Genomic DNA, 23,728 nt, shown 5'->3' on the forward strand with positions numbered 1-23,728 from the left:
CTCATGCCCTCCCGTTCGAGGTCAGTGCCCGGTGGATCGATTCGGCCGCGTCGCGGCCCTGTGCGACGGCGGAGACGGTCAGGTCGTCGCCGCCAAAGATGCAGTCGCCGCCGGCCCAGACATTGGCCAGCGAGGTGCGGCCTTCGGCATCGACCTTGATGCGGCCGGCTTCCAAAGCAAGCAAGGCGCCGCTGCCGTTGAGCGCAGCCGGGACAAAACTCTGGCCGATCGCCTTGAACACCTGGTCGGCGGTAAGCGTCAGCCGCTCGCCGGTGCCGACGAGTTTCTCGCCATCCATCGCCGTGTATTCGAGTTCGATGCCCGACACCTTGCCGCCTTCGGCGATGACCCGCTTCGGCTGCAGCCAGTGACGGATGATGACACCGTTGGCGGCGGCCAGATCCTGCTCGAATTCGGAAGCGTTCATGTGCTCCTGCCCGCGCCGGTAGCAGATCGTCACCTCTTCGGCGCCGAGCAGCTTTGACTGCACCGCCGCGTCGATCGCCGTCATGCCGCCGCCGATGACGACGACACGCCGGCCGACCGGCAGGCTGGCAAGATCGCTCGCCTGGCGAAGCTCCGCTATGAACTCCACCGCATTGGTGACGCCTTGCGCGTCCTCGCCGTCGGCGCGCAACGCGTTGACACCGCCAAGCCCCATGCCGAGAAACACCGCGTCGTAATTCCTGGTCAGGTCCGACAGCTGGTAGTCGCGGCCGAGCGCCTTGCCATTCTGGATGTCGATGCCGCCGATCGACGTGATATAGTCGACCTCGGCCTGGGCGAAATTGTCGATGCTCTTATAGGCGGCGATGCCGTATTCATTGAGACCGCCGGCTTTCGGGCGGGCTTCCAGGATGGTCACGTCATGACCATGGCGGGCGAGCCGATGAGCGGCGGCAAGGCCGGCCGGTCCGGCGCCGACCACCGCGACCGTCTTGCCGGTCGGGGCGGCGCGCGGGTAAAACTGCTTATTCTCAGCCATCGCGACATCGGTGGCATAACGCTGCAGGCGGCCGATCTGCACCGGCTTGCCTTCCGCCACTTCGCGTACGCAGACCTCTTCGCACAGCGTCTCGGTCGGGCAGACGCGGGCGCACATGCCGCCCAAAATGTTCTGGTCGAAAATCGTCTTGGCCGAGCCAATCGGATTGCCGGTCGAGATCTGGCGGATGAACAGCGGGATATCGATCGAGGTCGGGCATGCATTCATGCATGGCGCGTCATAGCAGAAATAGCAGCGGTCGGATTCGACCAGCGCCTCGTGATGATCGAGCGGCGGATGCAGGTCGGAAAAATTATCCGCATATTGTTCAGGCGAAAGCCGGCCGCCGGCAATGCCCTGCTTGAAATGACCAGTCGCCATTCCGCTTCCCCATTTCTTGTGGTTTTGGGGGGAGGCTAACACGTTTTGTTTTTTTATCAATTGGTCAATTTTCAGCCAAGTTGCTGAAAACGCTTAATAAAAATATGATAATTGTAGTCATGTTTTCGAGATGTGCGAGCGATCACGACGCAGACAGCAGGCCCATTCCGGGGGCGCCGCCATGGATCGACCTGATCTCGTTCGCGACCAGTTCCTGCAGCCGCCACAGGTTGCGGTCGCGAATGCCGAATTCTTCCAGATGATGGACGGTGTTGTAGAGATATTCGGCGCCCGACCCGACATGCCCGCACGCCCGCGCCAGCACTTGAGCTACCCTCTCCAGCGGCTGGTTGAGCGACGTCCCCCTGCCGGTCACACCGACCCAGAAGCCCAGCGCCCTGAGCGAGCCTTGAGCCGTATGCACGGGAAGCCACCTGACTGAGCCAATACTCTCGTGATCGCTGATCTCGCGCCGCAACAGTCTTTCGATCTGGAGCGGTTTTTCGCCTTCCGGCAAGCGGTAGATCACCCCGTTGCACCGTCCGCCCCGTTCGAGCGCCATCATCAAGCCCGGCTGCTCGGCGCTGCCGCGCCAGCGGACCATGTCGAGGCAGAAGGACCGATGCCAGCCGAAAGCGGTGGCGCGTTGTTGTTCGACGGACTGGAAAGCCGGATTCCAGATCAGCGAGCCATAGGCGAACACCCACAAGGGCCCGCGTCTGCTTCATCAGATAGCCGCGACGCAAGGGTCTGGAAATCCTCGTCAGTCAGTTGCGTCCAGCTGCCATCGGGACCGGGATCGGCCTCCTCCCGATGGCATAGCGCGACAAGCTCTGAAGTGAGCGACATCCGACGCATGGATCAACACTCTCCGTTGACGATAAGCAAAGTCGAAAACCGCAGCATGCGCAAGATTGCGAACGAGGGGTGCCTTGCCGCCATCGATTTCTGGCCCAGATGTCGGAATTCCGTCGCGAAGATCATCCTAGAATGGATCACGCATGATCGATCACTGGAAACCCAAGGAGCACGACAATGCCAAAGTCCCCGATGCCCTTTTTCTGGTACGAATTGATGACCACCGACCTCGACGCCGCCGAGGCATTCTATACCGACGTGGTTGGCTGGAAGGCGCAACCCTTCGAGGGCGCGCCCGGCATGCCGCGCTATATCGTCATGAATGTCGGCGAGCGCGGCGTCGGCGGGCTGATGGCGCAGCCTGAGGACGTGCGCAAGATGGGCATGCCGCCGGCCTGGGTCGGCTACATCCACACCAGGGATGTCGACGCTTCGACGAAATCGTTGAAGCAAGCCGGCGGTACGGTTCACCGCGAACCCGATGACATTCCGGGCGTCGGCCGCTTTGCCGTCGTTGCCGATCCGCAAGGCGCGGCCTTCAACTTCCTGCAGCCAAACGGCCCCGACCAGCCGCCGGTGCCGGCCACCACTCCCGGCCATGTCGGCTGGCATGAACTCTATACGACCGACTGGCGGGCCGCGTTCGATTTCTATGCCGGACAATTCGGCTGGACCAAGGGCGACGCCATGGATATGGGGCCGATGGGCATCTACCAGCTCTTTGCCGCCGGCGGCGAACCTATTGGCGGCATGATGAACAAGCCCGAGCAGATTCCGGTGCCAGTCTGGCAGTTCTATTTCAACGTTCCGGCCATCGACGCGGCGGCCAAGCGTGTGACCGACAATGGCGGCAAGATCGTGATGGGTCCGATGGAGGTCCCCGGCGGCAGCTGGATCGTGCAGTGCACTGATCCGCAAGGCGCTCATTTCGCGCTGATGGCGCCGGTACGGTAGGCGTCCTGACCAACCGAGTGCTGCCGCTGGATCATTCCAGCGTCAGCACCGCAACTTTGAGACCGGCCTTTTGGCGCCGCTGAGTTGGACGGTCGCGGCACCCGCCGCAAGCTTGAAACGCACGCTTTTGCAATTGCCAGGACAGGTTTTCACGCCGCTGAAATCGACCGAGCGAACGGCATGGCCTGAATTGACTCAAGGCGCAAAGTCATTCCGGCGCCAGCACCGCAATCTTAAGGGTCTCTTTCTTGGCGCCGCTCAGCTGGATGGTCGCCGGGCCGGCGGCCAGCTTGAAGCGCACGCTCTTGCGGATCCCCGGACAGGTCTTCATACCACTGAAAGCCGCCAACTTCACGGCCTTGCCGTCCTGAACGACATCGATCCAGGCCTCATCAGACAAGCTGATCTGGAGCTCTCCCTCAGGGGGCACGGCCACGCTTGCCGTCGCGCCGAATGTACCGGCTGCCGGCGCGCGTTCCGGCGGAACGGTGAAGCTGATCGTGTCGACCGGCGCCAACGCCACATCTGCAGCCTCGCCGACCGAAAGGTCAGCCCCGGGCTGCGCGGCGGGCGCTGCCGCAAACAGGGCCTCCTCGCGCGTCACCGGCCATTTGAAAGCAGCACAGCCGGCGTCATCGGCCATGGCGACGCTGGTGCCTGCAAGGATGGCGAACAGGCTGACAAGGACTTTTCTCATGGCAAACGGAACCCACATGGTTTGGAGTGTCTGGCTATCAATACAACTATAGCGATTTTAATGCAACCCTGGCTAGAATAAAAGGACGAGGGACATTCCAATCACCGGTTGTTGATGGCAGGCCAACCGCAGGCGCTGGGCATTCTGCGCATCATGACCGCGTTGCAGTTCATCGAGCACGGCGCTGGACAACCGCCGCAGCGCTTGAACCGCCACCAGCGGCGCCTTTACCCCCGCATCCGCTCGAGATTCGCGTCGAACAGCGGTGTCGGCTGCACGCGCGCGGGATAGCGCTTACCCAAGAGCTCGATCTCGAAACCGTCGGCCTCGTCGGCGATTTCCTTCGGCACGTAGCCCATAGCCACGGACGTCTTCGAATGATGCGCGTAGCCGCCTGACGTGACCCAGCCGCGCACGGCGCCGTCGAACCAGATCGGCTCGTCGCCGATGACGTCGGCGTCTGCCGTATCAACGACAAAGGCGCGCAGCCGCAGCTTGCCGCCTTGCTTGCGCTCAGCCAGTGCAGCCTGCTTGCCGATGAAATCGGTTTCTTTCCCGTAGGCGACGAAACGGTCGAGCCCGGCCTCAAGCGGACCATAGATCGGCCGGTATTCGCGCGCCCACGAGCCGTAGTTCTTCTCCAGCCGCAGCGCATTGAGCGCGCGCGAGCCGAACAGACCGATGCCGAATTCTTCGCCAGCCGCCATCAGGGTCTGGTACGCGGCACGCTGATATTCCGGCGCCACCCAGATCTCGTAGCCGAGATCGCCGGTGTAGCTGACTCGGCCGACCAGGCACGGCGCCATGCCGATACCCACCTTGCGGATGGCCATGAACGGGAACGCCGCATTCGACACATCCGCCCGCGTGACTTTTGCCAGCACGTCCCGCGCCCTCGGACCGGCAATCGACAGGCCCGTCAGTCTCGCCCCCAGCGCCTCGAGATGGACCGAGCCATCTTGCGGCAGATGCGCCTCGAACCAGCGCATGTGATATTGCTCGGCAATGCCGGAGCCGGCGAGGAACCAGTCCTCCCCGTTGGAATTGGGGCTACCGAGATTGGCCAGCGAGAAGTCGCCGATCAGCCTGCCGTCTTCCTTCAGCATCGGCGCCAGCGTCATGCGGCCGGGCTTTGGCAGCTTGCAGGCAAGCAGGCGGTCGAGCCAGGCCGCCGCGCCCTCGCCTGTCACCCTGTATTTGGCGAAGGACGAGATTTCCGACAGGCCGACACTTGTCCGCACCGTCTTCACCTCTTTTGCGACATGCTCGAAATCGCTTGAGCGCCGCCACGAGAACTCGTCCCTGACGCCCTCGGGCGCATACCACAGCGGCACTTCCAGCCCAAAGGCCACGCCCCATTGCGCGCCCTTGGCCGACAAAAGGTCGTAGACCGGCGTGGTCTTGAGCGGCCGCCCGGCAGGCAGCTCCTCATTGGGGAAGCGGATGGAAAAACGCCGCGAATAATTCTCGCGCACCTTGGCGTTGGTGTAGGCCATCGTTGCCCAGTCGCCGTAGCGCGAGACATCCATCGCCCAGATGTCGGCGCCGGGATCGCCCTCGATCATCCAGTTCGACAGCGCCAGGCCAACCCCGCCGCCCTGCGAAAAGCCCGCCATGACGCCGCAGGCGACCCAGAAACCCGGCAGGCCGCGCACCGGCCCGACCAGCGGGTTGCCGTCCGGCGCGAAGGTGAAGGGGCCGTTGATGATCTGCTTGATGCCGGTGTTCTGGAAGGCCGGAAAATGGCGGAAGCCGACTTCCAGCGATGGCGCGATGCGGTCGATGTCAGGCTCCAGCAGTTCGTGGCCGAAATTCCACGGCGTGGTAAATTCGGACCATGGCTTGTTGGCCTTCTCATAGGTACCCATCAGCATGCCGCCGCGCTCCTGGCGCAGATAAAGTTCGCCGTCGAAATCGACCGCGTGGATGATCTCCGTGCCGGTCTTCTGGTTCCAGGCGGCAACCTCCGGCATGTCCTCGGTGATCAGGTACATGTGCTCCATGGCCAGCACCGGCAGTTCCAGCCCGACCATGCGGCCGACCTCGCGCGCCCACAGGCCGCCGGCGTTGACGACATGCTCGGCCACCACCTCGCCCTTGTTGGTGATGACGCGCCACAGCCCGTCGGCGCGGCGCACGATGTCCTCGACCTTGGTGAAGCGTTCAACCTCGGCGCCGAGCTTTCTCGCCGCCTTGGCATAGGCGTGGGTGACACCCGATGGATCGAGATGACCGTCCTCCTTGTTGCGCACGGCGCCGACGAACTGCTTCGGGTCGAGCAGCGGCATCAATTCGGCCGCGTCATCAGGTGAAATCTCCTCGAGGTCGATGCCGAGATAGCGGCCCTTGGCGACGACGCCGCGCAGCCAGTCGAGCCGCGCCTCGGTCGCCGCCAAAAGCACGCCGCCGGTCAGGTGCACGCCGGTCGCCTGGCCCGACAGCTCCTCGATCTCCTTGTAGAGCGAGATCGTGTATTTCTGCAGCTTGGCGACGTTGGGATCGCCGTTGATTGTGTGCATGCCGCCGGCCGCATGCCAGGTCGAACCGGAGGTCAGCTCGTCACGCTCCAGAAGCACGATGTCGGTCCAGCCGTGACGGGCGAGATGGAACAGCACCGAACAGCCGACGACGCCCCCGCCAATGACCACGACCTTTGCATGCGATTTCATGGATTTTCTCGTTATTTCAGGAAGTTGGAGGGGAACGATGAATCGGGGTGGGAGGAGCCAAGCCACACGAACGCAAGCCTTCGATCATCACGGCTCGCCCTGCCCGATCGCTTCCTTGCGCCTGGCCACATACGCCTCCAGCGCCTCGCGCACGGAAATATCCATCGCCGGTTCGACATGATCTTCCAGCGCTTTCTTCCACAGCCGCGTCGCCCGCGCCGTGGCGTCGAGCCCGCCGGCCTCCTGCCACGCCTCGTAGTTCTGCCAATTGGAGAGCATCGGCTGGTAGAAGGCGGTGGCGTAGCGCTCCAGCGTGTGCGGCTCGCCGAAGAAATGGCCGCCGGTCGGCACCGCACCCAGCGCCTCGACAGCGAGTTCCGCCTCGTTGACCTCGATCGGGCGCAAAAACTCCATCATGTGCTGGATCATCTCGACGTCGATAATGAACTTCTCGAATGACGCGGTCAGCCCGCCCTCCTGCCAGCCGGCTGCGTGGTAGACGAGATTGCCGTGGCCGAGCACCGCGCCCCACAGCGCCATCAGCGTCTCATAGGCGCCTTGCGCGTCAGCGGCGTTGGAGGCCGAGCCCGGCGTCGTCCGGTAGGGCAGTCCATAGCGCCGTGCCAGCTGCCCGGAGGCGATGTTGGCCTTGGTGTTCTCCGGCGTGCCGAAGGCCGGCGCGCCCGACTTCATGTCGACATTGGAGGTGAAGGCACCATACATGACCGGGGCGCCAGGGCGGACAAGCTGCGTCAAGACCACGCCGAACAGCGCCTCGGCGTTCTGTTGCGCCAGCGCGCCGGCAAGCGTCACCGGGCTCATCGCCCCCATCAGCGTGAACGGCGTCACCGCGACCGATTGGCCGAACTCGGCCATGGTCATCAGCCCTTCAGCCATCATCTCGTCGAAGCGGCGCGGCGAGTTGACCGAGATGATAGTGGTGACGCCGGGATCGTCGCGCATCTCATCAAGCGTCAGCCCTCGCGCGATTGCCATCATTTCGATGCCGTCCAGCGCCCTGCCGCGGCCGATCGCCGAGACGTGAAAACTTTTATCGGTCAGCGTCAGATTGGCGAAATAGGTGTCGAGGTGGCGTGAATTGGCCGGCAGTTCGACCGGCGCGCAGACCTGGTTGCCGAGCATGTGTACGCAGTTGAAATGCTGCGCCAGCCGGGTGAGATCGCAGTAGTCGCGCAGGTTTCCGGCGCGGCGGCCGCGTTCCATGTCGTGCACGTTGGGAGGTCCGGCGACGAGCGTAAAATTGATGGTGTTGCCGCCGAGATGAACGGCACGGACCGGGTTGCGCGGCGTCAGCGTATAGCTCGACCGCGTCGTCCCCAGTGCCTGGTCGACCATGCCGCGGTCGATGCGGACAGTCATCGACGCATGATCGACCTTGGCCCCAGCCTTTTCGAACAGCGAAAGCGCCCGCGAGCTCATCACCTCGATGCCGAAATTCTCCAGAATGTGCATCGACGCCTGATGGATCGCCTCGATCTGGTCGGCCGAGAGCATCGCCATTGGCGGATAGGGATTTGTCACGCGCCGCAGCGGCAGTTGCGGGATGGCGGCCGGCCCCCTGTTGCTGGTTCGCTCAGCGCCGCGCTTGCGTCTCGGTTCGGTCATGCGGCGCATCAAAGCGCCGGCACGACGATCGGGCTGTCAGAAATCCGCCACCCACGGGCGTGATTTTAGCCAAGGCGGCATTTTGGTAGCTTCATGCCGACAAAAGCGACGGAAAACGTCGGAATATCCATCTTCGCTCTGCCCGACCAAAGCGGCCGATGGGCCGTTAAGGAACGCAGCAAGATTCCTTTTATGTTTTCGGCCTAATCCTCTTCCAATGGGTAGGTCGAGTTTTAGTAAAATTGTAGCTGCTACCGTGCTGCTGGCGCTTTCGGCCTGCGCGACGCCGCCGAACCATATCAACGATGTCTGCGCCGTGTTCGACCAGAATGACGGTTGGTTCGACAACTGGCAGGCGGCGGCCGAACGCGCCGAACAGAAGCACGGCGTGCCGGTTCCCGTGCTGATGGCGACGGTGCGCAAGGAATCCGGCTTCAAGAGCAACGCCAGGCCGCCGCGCACCAAGCTTCTCGGCTTCATTCCCTGGAAACGTGTCTCCAGCGCCACCGGCTTCTCGCAGGCGCTTGACGGCACCTGGGCGCAGTATCAAAGCGAGACCGGCAGCTGGGCGGCGCGCCGCACCAGGTTTGCCGATGCCGTCGATTTCGTCGGCTGGTATCATTCCAAGACCGCAGACACGCTCGGCGTCGCTCGCAACGACACCTACAACCTCTATCTGGCCTATTATCTCGGCTGGACGGCCTATGGCCGCGGGAACCGCGGCGATGCCGGCGTGCAGCGCTATGCGCGGGCCACCGAGCAGATGGCTCGGGACTACGCCGCCCAGCTACGCCAATGCGCGCCTTGACGGCGCCACGGATCTAGTCGTCCGTCAGCTTCGGCCTTTTGCCGTGTGGACGCTTGGGCGGAGCGCCGGCAAAGCCCGGACCGACGCCCTGCGGCGCGTCTTCCGGCACGCCTTCATTGGCGGCATGCTCCTTGTCGAACTTGATCACCGGCTCCATTTTCGCCAGCACATCGTCGGCAAGCCAGCACAGGCTCATATGACCGTCGCCGAGATTCTTCACCGGCGGCACCTGCGTCTCGCAAAGATTGTCCGGCACCAGCTTCTTGTAGCCGCAGCGCGTCTGGAACGGACAGCCGGTTGGCGGGTTCATCGCCGACGGAATATCGCCTTCCAGCACGATGTGCTTCTTGATCACGCTGGTGTCGGCGATCGGAATCGCCGACAGCAGGGCCTCGGTATAAGGATGATAGGGCGGCGAAAAGATCTGGTCGGTCGTGCCCTGCTCGACGATATAGCCGAGATACATGACGACGACGCGATCGGCGATGTAGCGCACCACCGACAGATCGTGGCTGATGAACAGCATCGTCGTCTTGTTCTTGCGCTGGATGTCCATCAAAAGCTCGGTCACCGCTGCCTGCACCGACACGTCGAGCGCTGAGACCGGCTCGTCGGCCACCACCACCTTGGCGTCGCCGGCAAAGGCCCGCGCCACGCCGATGCGCTGCTTCTGGCCGCCTGAAAGCTGGCGCGGCTTGCGGGTCTCGAACGCCCGCGGCAGCTTCACCAGGTCGAGCAGCTCCAGCATGCGCTTACGGCGGTCGGCGACGGTGTTGCCGACATTGAACTTCTCCAGCGTGCGGATGATCTGCGAGCCGACCGTGTGGCTGGGGTTGAGCGTGTCGAACGGATTTTGGAACACCATCTGGATCGACGACACCGTCTCGACGCTGCGGTTCTCGACGCCGGTCGACTGGATTTGCTGGTTGCCGAGCGTCACGCTGCCGGAGCTTGCTGTCTCCAGTCCGAGCAGCACCTTGGCCAGCGTCGACTTTCCGCAACCGGACTCGCCGACAATGGCGACGGTCTCGGATTCTCGCGCCATGAAGGAGATCGTCTCGTTGGCCTTGACGACGCGGCCTTCGCTCGAGCCGAACACCTCGCTGCCGCCGACCTTGTAGTACTTTTTGAGGTCCTCGATCTTGAGCACCGGCGCGCCGGGCTCGACGCGCTCGTTGACCTTCTTGGCGCCGGGCGGCAGCGCTTCCCAGTCGATCTCGTTGAAGCGCACGCAGCGCGAAAAATGGCCTTCATGGCCTTCGACCGCGATCATCGGGATTTCGGCGGCGTTGCAGACGCCCTCGACGAAGTGGTGGCAGCGGGGGCCGAAATTGCAGCCCTTCGGCCGCTCGTGCGGCAGCGGCAATTGTCCCGGGATGGAGATCAGAGGCCGCGAATTCTTGTCGGCGCCGGGCAGCGGGATCGAGCGGAACAACCCTTGCGTGTAGGGATGGCGCATCCGGTCGAAGACGTCCTTGATCTTGCCGGTCTCCACCGCTTCGCCCGAATACATCACCGTGATGCGGTCGCAGGTTTCCAGGATCAGGCCGAGATTGTGCGACACGAAGATCATTGAGGTACCGAACTTCTCGCCGAGCCCCTTGACCAGATCGACGATGCCGGCTTCCACCGTCACGTCGAGCGCCGTCGTCGGCTCGTCGAGCAGGAGCAGCGCCGGCTTCGACAGCAGCGCCATGGCGATGACGATGCGCTGTTGCTGACCACCGGAAAGCTGGTGCGGAAACGAACGCATCATGCGCTCCGGATCGGGCAGCCTGACCGAGCGCACCATTTCCAGCGCGCGTTTGTAAGCCTCTTCCTTCGACACCTTGTCGTGGATCAGCGGCACTTCCATCAGTTGCTGGCCGACCTTCATCGCCGGGTTCAGGCTGGCCATCGGCTCCTGGTAGATCATCGCGATCTTGTTGCCGCGGATGGCGCGCAGTTCCTCGTCGGAGAGCTCGCCCATATCCTTGCCCTGGAACTTTATCCGGCCGCCGACGATCTTTCCGATGTTGGAGAGGTCGCGCATGATGCCGAGCGACACGGTTGACTTGCCGCAACCGGATTCGCCGACGATGCCCATCGCTTCGCCAGGCATGACCGTGCAGGAGAAGTCCATAACGGCCGGTATCTCGCCCTTGCGAGTGAAGAAGGAGATCGACAGGTTCTCGATCTCGATGATCGGCCCATTGGTCGGCTTGGCGGGATTTCGAACTGCCTCATTCATGGGTCGCTCCAATCCTTGTTCTTCTAAATAGGGTCGAAGACCCGTCCATCAATCTTTCATCGATTGTTCACGCAGCGAGTCGGCCAGCAGGTTAAGGCCCAGCACGAACGACATCAGCGCGATCGTCGGCGGCAGCGCCGGATGGATGAAGGAGCGCAGCAGCCGGCTGGCATCCTTGATCGCGGTGCCCCAGTCCGGGCTCTCGGGCGCCAGCCCCAGGCCGAAATAGCCGAGCGTGCCGAGCAGGATCGTGGTGTAGCCGATACGCAGGCAGGCATCGACGATCAGCGGCCCGCGTGCATTGGGAAGGATCTCCCACAGCATGATGTACCAGGGCGATTCACCGCGCGTCTGCGCCGCCGCCACATAGTCGCGCGTTTTGATGTCCATGACCAGGCCACGCACGATGCGGAACACGCCGGGGCTGGAGGCAAACACCACCGCCACGAAGATGTTGAGCTGGTTGGGATCGATATGGATGATCCTGAACGGGTCGGCGTCGAAGACCAGGCCGGCGTAGACCCAGCCGCCAATGATCAGCGTCAGTCCCAGGAGGATGTAGAGTCGGTCAGGCCGCTTCTTGTAGCGCGTCCAGAACAGCACGCTGAAGAAGATGATCGGGAACAGGAAGAACAGGCCGGCCATCGCATAGGGAATCGGCGTCTCCATGATGCCTGGCGTCACCAGGAGGTAGAACAGGAGGATCACCGGGAAGGCGAGCACCAGGTTGGCGAGGAAGGACAGCACGGTATCGATCCTGCCGCCATAATAGCCGGCAGGCAGGCCAAGCGTGATGCCGACCATCAGCGCGAAACCGGTCGCCGCCGGCGCGATGATCAGCACGATCTGGCTGCCATAGATCATACGGCTGAACACGTCGCGGGCAAGCTTGTCACCGCCGAACAGGTAGACAAGTCCCGATTGCGGCTCGACCGCGCCAGGCAGCGCGTCCTTCATGATCGGGATCTGGACAAGCGGATTGAAGGGCGAGATGGTTGACGCGAAGATCGCCGTGAACAGCCAGAACAGGCAGATGCCGACGCCGACGATGCCGACGCTGCTGTCGAAGAGTTGACCGTAGAGGCCAAGCCTCTTCTTGTAGGCGAAGCTCGCCCCCATCACCACGACGAGGGCGATCCAGACCGGCCAGAAGCGCGCGAGCACGCCAAGCACCACATCGAAGGCGCCGATATATTCAAGCTGCATCCGCCCGATCCCCTATTGAACTCTGATACGCGGATTGAGAAACGCGTAACCGACATCGGAAATGAGCTGCGTGATCAGCACGATGAACACCGAGACCAGGGAGCAACCGAGCAAAAGATCGATGTCGTTGTTGCCAGCCGCCTCGACCAGCGTGTAGCCAAACCCCTGGTAGCGGAACATCACCTCGACGATGACGACGCCGGTGAGCAGCCAGGGAAATTGCAGCATGATGACGGTGAATGGTGCGATCAGCGCGTTGCGCAGCGCGTGCTTGACCACGACGCTGCCGAAGGAGAGGCCCTTCAACCGCGCGGTGCGGATATATTGCTGCGTCATCACCTCGACCATCGAGGCGCGGGTCATGCGGGCGATATAGCCGATGCCGTAGATCGCCAGCGTCATGACCGGCAAGGTGAAGTTGTAGAAGGTGATGCCCCGGCTGGCCGAAGCCGCCGAACCGTTCAGCAGGCCGAGCCATGAGGCGAAGATGACGGTAAAAATGACGCCCGACACATATTCGGGCGTCGCCGTCGAGGCGATCGAGGCGACGGACAACGTCCGGTCGGTTCGCGAGCCCTCGCGCATGCCGGCGAGGATGCCGATCAGAAGCGAGATTGGCACCATCACCACAAGCACCCAGAACATCAGGATGCCGGTGGCGCCTAGCGCCGGGAAAAGCTTCGACGCCACCGTCGTCTTGAACTTGGTCGAGCAGCCGAAGTCACCCTGCAGCACGCCGGAGAACGTCGGCTCGACAGGATCGTTGCAGAAGGAAAAACGTCGCGCGGGTTTGCCCGTTGCCGGGTCTGTGACCGGCTGTTTGGGCACGATACCCAGCCATTGGCCATAACGGGAGAAGAAATTCTGGCGGTAGCCATGATTGACCAGCCAGCTTTCGAGCTGCTCGGCCGAGGTGTGCATTTCAGTCTGGCTGATCGCCAGCTTTTTCAGATTGGGGTCGAGATTGATCAGGAAGAACACGACCATCGTCAGGCACAGCATCGTCAATGCCATGGTGCCGAGGCGTCGAAGGATGAAGGAAAGCATGGCGGCCCCCTGCCGATTGGGTTGGGGTCAGGTGCAGTCAACCCTTGATTTGTCGCATGAGCCAGCCTGAAATGTCAGCCACCTTTTGCGCTGACCCACATTTTGCGGATCATGTTCGAACAGGAGGGAGGGAAGAACGCCTCCCTCCCAGTTGGCTTCGATCGATCAGGCCTCGTCGAGCCAGACCTTGCCGTAGTCGCGCTCGAAGGTCGGGTGCATGGCGTAGTTCTTAACGGCAGCCACCGAGTGACTGTAGAGCTTGCGCCAGTAGGGCTGGATGATGATGCCGGAATCCTGTAGGATCTGCTCGATGTCCTTCATCATCTCCTTGCGCTTGGCGGCGTCGGCGACCGAAAGCGCGGCGTTGAGCTTGGCATCCCATTCGGGATTCGACCAGGCGGTTTCGTTCCAGGCTTCTCCGGTGCGGTAGCCGATCGCCAGAACCTGGACGCCGAGCGGCCGCATGTTCCAGTTGGTCATCGACAGCGGATACTTCGTCCAGTCGTTCCAGAACGTCGAACCCGGCAGCACCGTGCGCTTTACCTTGATGCCGGCGTCGCGCATCTGCGCGGCGATCGCATCGCCGGTATTCTTGTGCCAGTCTTCGTCGACCGTGATCAGCTCGTGCTCGAAATCGGCCTGGCCGGCTTCCTCCATCAGCGCCTTTGCTTTAGCCGGATCGCGAGCAATCTTCGCCAGCTCGTAATATTCCGGATGGATCGGCGAGACATGGTGGTTTTCGGCGACGGTGCCGGCATTGCCACCGCCCAGCTGGAGCACGACAGCGTTGTCGACTGCGAGCTGCAGCGCATTGCGAACCTTCTGGTCGTCATAAGGCTTGTTGGCCACGTTGGTCCGGCAGACGATGGTCGCTGCGGTGACCACCTCGTACTTGACCAGGTCGACACCGTCGAGGATCGACACATAATCGGCCGACGTCTCGAAATTGGTATGGACCTCTCCGGATTCGAAGGCGCTGACCGTGGCTGCCGGATCAGTGCCGTAGTCGATGAACTCGATGCCGTCGAGAAAGACCTCGCCGTCCCACCACTTGTTGTCTTCGCGGCGCTTGTAGACGACTTTCTGGCCGACGTCGTAGGAGACGAGTTCGAACGGACCGGTGCCGATCGGGCAGGCTTTGAAATCGCCGCCCTTTTCGTCGAAGGTCTTGTGGACGACGAGACCGGGATAGTCGCAGACGTTGGGGATGAGGGCGATATCCGGCGTGCTGAGCTTCAGCTTCACCGTCAAATCGTCGACCTTGGTCACTGCGCTCTCATCCAGCTTGTCGTCCTTGACCAGCGAGCCGAGACGGCCGGGCATGGAATTGCCTTCGGCCTTCTTGTCGGCCCAACGCTTGAAGTTGAAGATGACGTCGTCCGCGGTGAACGGATCGCCGTTATTCCAGGTGACGCCCTTGCGCACATGCAGCGTGTACTCGGTGGCATCGTCGTTGACGTCCCAGCTCTCGAGCAGGTAGGGGCGGAACGTGTATTCGGTTGTGTACTTGACCAACGGCTCGAGTGCCTGGCGCTCGGCATTGGCGATTTCCGACCAGTCGGCCTTGCGCGGATCCTTCGCATCCTTGATCCACATAGCGACCTTCAATATGCCGCCCTTCTTGCCCTGTACGTCCTGCGCTCTCGCCGGCGTCGGGTCGGCGAGGCCGAGCATACCATAGGCCATCGCCGTGGACGCGCCGAAGACGCTGGCCAAAGCGAGAAACTCGCGGCGATCGACACGTCCGGCCCTGGCTTCTTCGGCCATTGCATGGATGTGATCCGGAACGCGATCGCCATTACTCTTGTAGATTGTCATCACGAACTCCCATTGTTGGCTTTCTGCCTTTTACCATTCCGCATCCGGGCCATGATGTCAAAAACGGCACGGGTTGGGAACATGCCAAGGAATGTGCAACTTTGGAAGGGAAGCGGTTCGCGTGATAGCGACAGTCTTGGCGCAAAATTGCTATTGCCCGGCAGATTCCGTTCGAATCTCCAGCATCGATCAAACTGAGACATTCACGACAGCGCCGCGCGTCCTGCGGGGGCGCAAAGGACGCTGTAGCACTTTGATTTTGCGCATAATCCCTAACCGAGAATCGATTCCGATTTTCTGCGTCATGCGCCAAGCTTTGCACAGCGCCAGCCGATCCTGGATAGGGTGTCAAAACAGCGCGTCGGCCGGCTTTAGTACTCGCGCTCGTAGAAAACGCCGCCCTTGGCTTCGCCGGCGTCGGTGGCCTCGCCGCGCAATTTGACGCCGCGCCCGACGTCGAGATCGATCGCCGCCTTGCCCGAACCCGGCTTGTCGCCCTTCTGGATCGTCACATAGGTGCGGTCGTTGAGATATTTGCCCGCGGAGACCGCGGTGCCGCCCTCCTCGTCGGTGATGACGTCGAGATCGTCGACGCCGATCGCGCTGCGCAGGTTCTGGAGCAGCGAGGTCGAGCCGCCGACGCCGGCCAGCTGCGCGGCGGCTTCGGCAAGCTGGGCGATCTGCAGCGGCGACAGGTTCGACATCGAGCGGCCGAAAATCAACTGCGCCAGGACCTCGTCTTCCGGCAGCGCCGGCACCGACGAGAAGTTGAATTTCGGATTGGTCGCCTCGCCCGATACCACGATGGTGACGGTGGCGCTGCTCGTCGTCGATGTCGCTGTGAGGTTGAGATAAGGCACCAGTGAGCCTGAAAAGCCGACGGTGCCTTCGGTGAAGGTCAGCCGTTTGGCGAGGATCGTCAGCCGCCCGCGCTGCAAGTCAAAGGTGCCGACCGCTTGCGGCGACGATGCCGGGCCGGTCAGCCGCAGCGAACCGCCAAGCTCGGCATCGACACCCCTGCCCTGGATGAAAATCTGGCTCGGCGCGTTGACCGTGACATCGAGATTGAGGCCGCCGCCACCGCCGCTGCCGCTCGCAGTCGCCGGGCGCAACGCCTTGTCCTGCGCGCGCACGGCGGCCGGTGCGTTCCTATGCTTGACGTCGAGCGCCGCTAGCGAACCCGGCAGCTTTTCGGGAACGGTGATCACGGTCTTGGCCAGGTTGATCGTGCCCGAAATCACCGGCGCCGACGCGAGCGGTCCCTTGATGGTGAGGTCGCCGCCGAGATTGGCCGTGACCACCCTGCCGTCGGTATAGCGGCCGTCGACGAGCTTGACCGACAGGTCGGCCGGAAAACCTTGCGCCGGGTTGATGCCGACCGTGCCGCTGGCCGACAGGCTGCCGCGCGTCGACAAATTGCCGGTCAGGCGGTTGATCCTGGCGACGCCGCCGCCGATCGCGACATCGGCGGTGATATCGTTGATCGCAAGTCCCGAGCGTGCATCGATCAGGCGGGCACCCGACGTGCGGACCGTGCCTGTGATCACCGGCGACGTCGCCGGGCCGCGCACCTTCAAATCGACGTCGGCCGTGCCGCTCAACGACAGGCCTTGCGCGGCGAGTGTCCGGGTGAGGAAGGCGAACGGCACCTTGCCGGAAAAGTCGAGATCAAGGGTGGGCGTGCCTGATGTCGCCACCGTGCCGCCGCCCTTGAGGCCGAGACCGGCGGCATCGCTCATGTTGGCGTCGAAGGCCAGTCTGTTGCCTGAATACGTACCGGAGGACGAAACACTCATGCCGCCGAAACCGGCACCGCGGGTCTGCGACGTCTGGACGCCTGCGGCGTCGATCTTGAAGGCGACGGCCGGATTGGCCGGCGCGCCCGTCACCTTCACCGTGCCCGAGATCGAGCCGGCGGCATCGAGGCCCGGCGAGAAACTGTTGGCGAGCGACATCGGCACCCGCGCCAGCGTCGCGTCGAGATTGAGCGCCTCCCCGACCTTGCCCGAAACCGTCGCCGTGCCGCCGCCGAGGTTGAGCGCGAGCCGATCCAGGCTGGTGGTGCCGTTGGCGATGGTGATGGTCGAGGCCTGCGCGATCGCCGCTTTGATGCCGCGCATGGTCGCCTGGCCGGAGGTGAGCTCGACCGTCGTCGTGCCGTTGGCGATCCTGACGCGGCCGGCGGCCCTGGCCGGAATGTCCTTGACGGTGGCGCCGCCGGAAAAGCCTGTCCAGTCGCCGTCACGCTTGAGATCGACATCGATGCCGCGAATGACGGTGCCGCCGGAGGTGACGCTGTCGGCACGGATCTTTCCGGAGATCACCGGTGCCGCGAGATAGTTGGCGATCGATGCATCGATGGTGACCGTCCTTGCCGAAACATCGCCGCGTGAAATCGAAGCCGTCGAAGCCTTGATGGTGACCTCAGGCGCATTGCCGGTCTTCGAGAAGACGATCGTGCCACGCACGTCGCCTTCCGCCTTTTCCAGCGCAAGCGCGGCGAGCGGTCCGATATCAGGCAGGTCGAGCGCCACGGTGCCATCAGGCACGAAGGCATCATCAAGTGCCAGGTCGCCTGATACCCGGTTCTTGCCGAGTGACAGCAAAAGCCCGTTGATGGCGCGCTTGCCGTCGGACGTCGCCAGCACGGCACGACCTTCCAGGGGCTGGCCCGCGACATTTCCGGTCAGTTGGACATTGGCCGCAGGGTTGGCGGCATCGGCCTTGCCGGTGGCGGTGAGCCTCAGCCCGGTGATCTCGCGTTCGGCCACCGAGAGCCGGTCGCTGCTGACCGTCAGCGACAGGTCGGGCGCGGTCCCGGCGCCCTGCGCGTTCAGCGCGAACGTTATGGCGCCCTTGGCATCCCCGGACAGAAGCGAGATGTCGGCCAGCGCGCCCTTGATGTCGGCGGCGAGTTGGTTGTCGGCAAGGCTGGCCTGCCCGTCGGCGGTGAATGCACCTGATACCAGCCTGATGGCGTTGGCGGTGACATTGCCATTGGCGTCGCGCTTCAGTGCCGCGCTGAGTTCTGTCCGCTCGGCGAGCACACCGCGCGCTGCCGCCGGCAGCGCTGCGGAAGCCGCATCCGCCCTGAGGTTGAGATCGATGGCGCCATCGGCCAGCGAGACCCTTCCATTAAAGCCGCTGTCCAGTGCCTCGCTTGTCACCGAGCCGCTGTCGATGACGATGGTGTCAGTCGCGAGGCTGCCGGCGACCTTGGCTGTGATCCTGCCGGCGAGCAGCGGCGCGATGGTCGGATTGTCCAGGCCGATCTTGTCCGCCGTCACCGTGCCGGAGATCGGCCCTGTCCGGCCCTTCAGATCGAAGGCGTCGGAATGGAGCGCAAGCGCGATGCCTTCGGCCTTGGCGAGGTTGGTGGCGACCGACGGCAGTGTCGCGGAGATATTCAGCGTCGATTGCATGCCCTGCCCCGCGACCTCCACCGACAGCGCCTGCAACTCTAGATTGATCGGCTTCTCGGTGCTGCCAAGCGCCAGCGGCAGGCTCGGGCCGGTCGAAGCCAGGTCGAGCGCAAAATCGCTGGGGCCGTTCGGGTTGATGGTGCCGGCGGCCTTGCCGGAAATTTTGTCACCGGCAAGCGTCGCGTGGTCGATGGCAATGCCGCCGGCGGACGAGAAACTGCCTGCCGCATCGAAGGTGAGCGGCCCGAGCCCCGCCTGGCGGGTCTGGCTGGTCTCGGCGCCGCTGAGCTGCGCACTGAAACGAATGTCGGGGGCTGCCGACGGTCCGGTCACTTGCGCCGTTCCACCGAGCGTACCCGCGGCGATGAGGCCGGGTGAAAAATCATTGGCAAGGGCGGCCGGCAGTGCGGAAAACTCCGCCGCGAGGTCGAGCGTCGGGCCGGCGGTGCCGGACACGGTCACCGATCCGCCGCCGACATCGAGCAGCAGCTTTTCGATGCTGGCCGTGCCATTGGCGATGCTCAGGGTCGACGGCTGCACGATCGCCGCCTTGATGCCACGAATGGTCGCTTCGCCGGAAGCGATCTCGACACTTGTCGTGCCGTCCGCGATCTTCACCCTGCCTTCGACCATGGCCGGAATGCCGGCGACGGTGGCGCCGCCGGAAAACCCGGTCCAGTCGCCGTCGCGCTTCAAATCGACACCGATGCCGCTGATCACGGTGCCCCCCGATGTGACCGTATCAGCCTTGATCGTGCCGGAGATCACCGGTGCGGCGAGATAGTTGGCGATCAGCGCGTTAACGGCGATGGTCTTTGCAGCCAGATCGCCGCGCGAAATAGACCCGCTCGTCAGATCGATCGCGACCGTCGGCGCGCCACCATCACCCGAAAGGCGGATGCTGCCCTGCACGTCGCCTGCCGCCGTCTGCCCGGTAAATGCGGCCAGCGGCCCGATATCGGCCGCTTCGAGTGTCAGCGTGCCGAGCGGCAGGAATCTATCGTCGAGAGCAAGGTCGCCCGAGATCTTGTTGTCGGCCAGCGACAGGCTAAGCCCGTTGAGGGAACGCTTTCCGTCACGCGTGACCAACGATACCCTGAGATCGAGCGGCTGGTCGTCGACGGACCCGGTCAGTGAGACATCGGCGGCGGGATTGGCAATGTCGGCCTTGCCGGTGGCCGCCAGCTTGATCGTCTTGACCGTACGGCCCGACGCCGTCAGGCTGTCGCTGTCGGCCGAGAGGGAGAAATCCGGCGCCGTGCGCGCGCCGCTCGCCGTCAGCGCGAAATCGACGGCCCCGCCGACCGGTACGCCAACCATCGGCGACAGCACCGAAACGTCGCCGAGCGTGCCCCTGATGTCGGCCTGTATGTCGGTGCCCGTCGCGCTGGCGGTGCCGCTGGCGCTGAGCGAGCCCGAAGTGAGTTGCAGCGCGTTGGCGGCAAACAAGCCTTGCGGGTCGCGGGTCGCGGTCGCCGAGAATGTCACACGCTCACCGAGAACCGGGCGGATCTGCGGCGGCAGCGCAGTCGAGACGGCATCGGCATTCATCTTGAGCGTCATCGCCAGATCGGCCAGCGTCACCTTGGACGTCACCGAGGCATTGAGCGCATCGCTGCGCAGCGTGCCTTGATCGACGACGATCTCGTCCTTGCTGACCGATCCGGCGAGGTCCGCGGTCACCCTGCCGGTCACCAGCGGCGCCAGCGTCGCCACGTCGGTGTTTAGGCCGCCGGCTATAAGCTTGATGGTGACCGGTCCGCTGCGGTCCTGGATGTCGAAGCCGTCGGAATGGATTTCGGCCGCCAGATCGTCCACCCGCGTGCCGCCCGCCACCACCGAAACTAGGGACGCGCCGATGTCGACTATCGGCGCCTTGCCGCCGCCGAACGCGCGGGCCGTGGCGCCGGTAATCGCGACCGTCACCGGCTGCGCCGCGGTGCCGAGGCTGAGCACGATTGGTGGGCCCTTGGCGGCGAGCTCCACCGAAAGGTCGCTGGCGCCATTGGGGTCGATGATGCCCGCCGCCGTACCATGCACGGCATCGCTGTCGATGCTGGCGCGCTCGACTTCGACGCCGCCCGCGACGATCGCGGTTCCGGCAAGGTCGAAGCTGGTCTTGCCGGCAAACAAGGACTTCAGATTGTCGGGGATGAAGCGCTGGAAGTCGCCGTCGCCCTTGGCCTCGACATAGTTGCCCTTGTCGGTGAGCTGATGACGGCCGGTGAGCTGGGTGGCGATCTGGCCGTCGACGACGAAGGTACCGATGCCGCTCCAGTTGGCGACCGGCCCGGTGCCGGTGACGACGATGTTGACTGGCGGCGCATCCGGCAAATTGAGCAGATTGGCGATGATGCCGCCGGCCGGCTCGGATGCCTTCAGATCGAGGTCGAGCTTGTTGTCGGCGGGCGCGAAATGGATGTTGGCGTCGACCTTGCCTTGCTTGCCGTCGTGGCGGGTGATGTTGAGGCTGGTTTCTAGCGCCAATGGCGCCGCGTCGGCCTTGAACGAACCCTTGGCCGCGAGCTCTGCGATACCGCTGCCGGCCAGGGCCTGCCCGAGCGCTATTTCTGGCAGATCGACCTGCTTGATGTCGAGCGACACCGGCAGCGTGGTGGCGCCACCTTGGCTCGGCTGCGTGCCGGCCACCGGCAGCCGCGCCAGCTCGATGCGATCGGCGGCGATGCGGCCGGCGCTGAAGTTTTTCGACAGAAGCGCCAGCGGCGACCAGTCGACGGCCACCTTGCGCGCCACCAGCCAGGCGCCCTGGCGATCCTCCAGCACCACATGATCGACAGTCAGCGCGCCGGACCAGATGCCGTCGATGCCGCTGACCGTGACCTTTCGGTCATCGGTCGACGCCACGGTCGAGATGATGCCGGCGAGATTGTCGCGGCCGCGCTCGGTCTTGGTCAGCACGACGAGCGCACCGACCACCGCCGCCACCACGATGAGCAGCGTGTAAAGGACAATGCGAAGGACGCGCTTGAACATTGTCATCAGAACGCCTGGCCGATGCCGGCATAGATGCCGAAATGCGGGTCATCGGGACCCCGGTTGAGCGGCACCGCCGCATCGATGCGCAGCGGTCCGAACGGGGTAATATAGCGCAGGCCGACGCCGGCGCCGACCTGAGTGTCGGAAAAATCCGGGAACTGCTTGGTCGAGACCGTGCCGGCATCGACGAACGGCACGACGCCGATCGTGTCGGTGATGGCAATGCGCATCTCGACCGAGGTCTCGAAGAAGGATAGCCCGCCGATCGGCTCTCCGTCGGCGTCCTTCGGACCGATGCCCTGATAGGCATAACCGCGCACCGAGCCGCCGCCGCCGGAATAGAAGCGCCGGTCGGCCGGAACATCCTGAAGGCCGGCACCGATGATCGAGCCGATGGCGACGCGTTCGGCCAAGACGAACTTCGAGGCCGCATCGAGCGACTGATATGCCGATCCTTCGCCTCTCAGCTTGACGAAGGCCGCGCCGTTCAAAATGTCGTAGCTCGGCTCGGCATAGGCCAGCGCCCTGAATCCGGTCGTCGGGTTCAGCCGGCTGTCGCGATTGTCGAAGACATATCGCAGCGGAACGCTGGCGATCAGATAGGTGTGCTTGCCGAAAGAGTCGGTGATCTTCGAATAGTCGAGCGCGACTTCCGCGGAAATCGTCTGCTGCCTGTCGAGTTCATAAGACAGGCCAGTGTTGCCCTTGACCGAGAAATGGTCGTAGGCGTCGGGATGCTCTAATACGGTGTTGACGCCGGCGAAGAATTTCGACGCCGGCCCGACGACGCCCGGCTTTTCGAACATGATGCCGGCATTGTAGTTGAGCTCGGTCAGCTCATTGCTGCCGATACCGCTGATTGCGCCCTCGATGCGCAGCTTTTCGGCACGGCCGAACAGGTTGCGGTGGCCCCAATAGCCTTCGAGGCCGAGCCCCTCGGTGTTGGAGAAGGTGCCGCCAAGGCCGAAATAGCGCGGCTTGCGCTCGCTCACTTCGACGCCGATCGGGATGTTGCCGTCGGCGTCGAGACCGTCGGCCTCCTTCAGCGTCACGCTGTTGAAGACTTCCAGCCCGAGCAGACGGTCGCGCGCTTCGTCGATCTCTTCCGGCGAATATTGGCGGCCTCGCTTCAGGCCGGTCATATATTCGGTGAAATCGCGGTCGACCTTTTCGGTGCCCTCGACCGTGGTGTCGCCGTAGCCGGCAACCGGCCCGGCCGCCACGGTCAGCGCTACGTCGAGCGTCGAGGTGGCGTGGTCGGCGACGATCTCGCGGTCCGTCACCTTGGCCAGCGGCCTGCCTTCCTCTTTGAGCGCCCGCACGATCGACGCCTCGGCCTTGAGCACGGCACCGGAACCGGCATCGCCGCCGGCGATCAGGCCGAAATCGGCGCCCGCCAGCCCCGCCGCATCGCCCTCCAGCCTGATGTCGCCAAGCGTGAATTTCGGCCCGGTCGCAATGTTGATCACCACCGGGATCGGCTGCGGACCCGAAAATTCGGCGTCGGGCGGCAAATCGTCGAGCGGCCTGCCTTCGATGGTGATGGTGACGACGCCCTCATAGCGGGCGTCCGCGTAAAGTGCGGCGACAAGCTGATCGCGGTCGCCACGCGCCTTGGCCAGCAGGCCGAGCGAACCAGAGACTGGACGTTCTTCGTCGTCCTTCAGCGCCGAGGCGTTTTCGAGCTTCTCGGCGAGGTCGTCGTCGGCGTCGGGCGCCTCGATGATCACCGTATAGCGCAGCGGATCGACGATGTCGGCGTCTTCATCCTCTGACGATCCCCACAGCTTGATGCCGAAGATCTCGAAAGCGGCGGCATTTCCGCTCGCGGCAACCAATGCAGTCGAGCACAGCAAGGCGAAAAGCAGGGCGTGCGAAAGCACACGCCGTGGCGCGGTTCCTCCCGACATCTGCCTTTCATACGCCGACATTACAACTCTACACTAGCTGCCAAAGCTAAAATTGGAATGAAGTTCTGAATTGCTCGTAAAGGAGCCACAATCCAATTGTCTGAAATGGACAGGGCTTGG

General features: G+C 63.6%; 12 protein-coding genes and 1 pseudogene. 2 read left to right on the forward strand and 11 right to left on the reverse strand.

Annotation, left to right across the window (positions count from 1 at the left end; translation table 11 throughout):
• Nucleotide 1: 1 nt before the first annotated feature.
• Both BQ8482_RS37070 and BQ8482_RS37075 read right to left on the reverse strand, forming a co-directional pair.
• Nucleotides 2-1,366, reverse strand: a complete 1,365-nt coding sequence (locus BQ8482_RS37070) for an NAD(P)-dependent oxidoreductase (RefSeq protein WP_123152010.1) — start codon at nt 1,364-1,366, stop codon at nt 2-4.
• A gap of 142 nt (nt 1,367-1,508) precedes the next feature.
• Nucleotides 1,509-2,224: pseudogene (locus tag BQ8482_RS37075) on the reverse strand (gamma-glutamylcyclotransferase).
• Between the two features lie 177 nt (nt 2,225-2,401).
• Between BQ8482_RS37075 and BQ8482_RS37080 the strand changes: the two are divergent.
• On the forward strand, nt 2,402-3,178 hold the full coding sequence (locus tag BQ8482_RS37080; RefSeq protein WP_123152011.1) for a VOC family protein: 777 nt from the start codon (nt 2,402-2,404) through the stop codon (nt 3,176-3,178).
• A 208-nt stretch (nt 3,179-3,386) separates the two neighbouring features.
• Here BQ8482_RS37080 and BQ8482_RS37085 read toward each other — a convergent pair whose 3' ends face one another.
• The 3 genes from BQ8482_RS37085 to BQ8482_RS37095 all read right to left on the reverse strand — a co-directional run bounded on the left by BQ8482_RS37085 (nt 3,387) and on the right by BQ8482_RS37095 (nt 8,170).
• On the reverse strand, nt 3,387-3,875 hold the full coding sequence (locus tag BQ8482_RS37085) for a hypothetical protein (protein ID WP_244603134.1): 489 nt from the start codon (nt 3,873-3,875) through the stop codon (nt 3,387-3,389).
• Between the two features lie 227 nt (nt 3,876-4,102).
• Complete coding sequence (locus BQ8482_RS37090; protein WP_123152013.1) at nt 4,103-6,544, reverse strand: GcvT family protein; 2,442 nt, start codon at nt 6,542-6,544, stop codon at nt 4,103-4,105.
• Nucleotides 6,545-6,631: 87 nt separating this feature from the next.
• Nucleotides 6,632-8,170, reverse strand: coding sequence for a trimethylamine methyltransferase family protein (locus BQ8482_RS37095; RefSeq protein ID WP_165848856.1), 1,539 nt, complete (start codon nt 8,168-8,170; stop codon nt 6,632-6,634).
• 217 nt (nt 8,171-8,387) lie between these two features.
• Here BQ8482_RS37095 and BQ8482_RS37100 point away from each other — a divergent pair, with 217 nt between their 5' ends.
• Nucleotides 8,388-8,978 (forward strand): transglycosylase SLT domain-containing protein, encoded by a 591-nt coding sequence (locus BQ8482_RS37100; RefSeq protein ID WP_123152015.1) that lies wholly within the window; start codon nt 8,388-8,390, stop codon nt 8,976-8,978.
• A gap of 13 nt (nt 8,979-8,991) precedes the next feature.
• Here BQ8482_RS37100 and BQ8482_RS37105 read toward each other — a convergent pair whose 3' ends face one another.
• From BQ8482_RS37105 to BQ8482_RS37130, 6 genes are all read right to left on the reverse strand, one after another.
• Nucleotides 8,992-11,208, reverse strand: coding sequence for a dipeptide ABC transporter ATP-binding protein (locus BQ8482_RS37105; protein ID WP_123152016.1), 2,217 nt, complete (start codon nt 11,206-11,208; stop codon nt 8,992-8,994).
• Nucleotides 11,209-11,256: 48 nt separating this feature from the next.
• Nucleotides 11,257-12,414, reverse strand: coding sequence for an ABC transporter permease (locus tag BQ8482_RS37110; RefSeq protein WP_123152017.1), 1,158 nt, complete (start codon nt 12,412-12,414; stop codon nt 11,257-11,259).
• A gap of 12 nt (nt 12,415-12,426) precedes the next feature.
• Nucleotides 12,427-13,461 carry an ABC transporter permease gene (locus tag BQ8482_RS37115; RefSeq protein WP_027153847.1) on the reverse strand — a complete coding sequence of 345 codons (1,035 nt, stop codon included), beginning with the start codon at nt 13,459-13,461 and terminating at the stop codon, nt 12,427-12,429.
• Nucleotides 13,462-13,626: 165 nt separating this feature from the next.
• The gene (locus BQ8482_RS37120) at nt 13,627-15,279 is read right to left on the reverse strand and encodes an ABC transporter substrate-binding protein (protein ID WP_123152018.1); all 1,653 of its coding nucleotides are present in this window, start codon (nt 15,277-15,279) and stop codon (nt 13,627-13,629) included.
• 371 nt (nt 15,280-15,650) lie between these two features.
• Nucleotides 15,651-21,701, reverse strand: a complete 6,051-nt coding sequence (locus BQ8482_RS37125; RefSeq protein WP_123152019.1) for a translocation/assembly module TamB domain-containing protein — start codon at nt 21,699-21,701, stop codon at nt 15,651-15,653.
• Entirely contained in the window at nt 21,701-23,629 is a 1,929-nt protein-coding gene (locus BQ8482_RS37130) for an autotransporter assembly complex protein TamA (RefSeq protein ID WP_123152020.1), read from the reverse strand. Before BQ8482_RS37130 ends, BQ8482_RS37125 begins: the two co-directional genes overlap by 1 nt.
• Nucleotides 23,630-23,728 lie beyond the last annotated feature (99 nt).

The organism is Mesorhizobium delmotii (assembly GCF_900149755.1).
Taxonomy (GTDB): Bacteria; Pseudomonadota; Alphaproteobacteria; order Rhizobiales; family Rhizobiaceae; genus Mesorhizobium; species Mesorhizobium delmotii.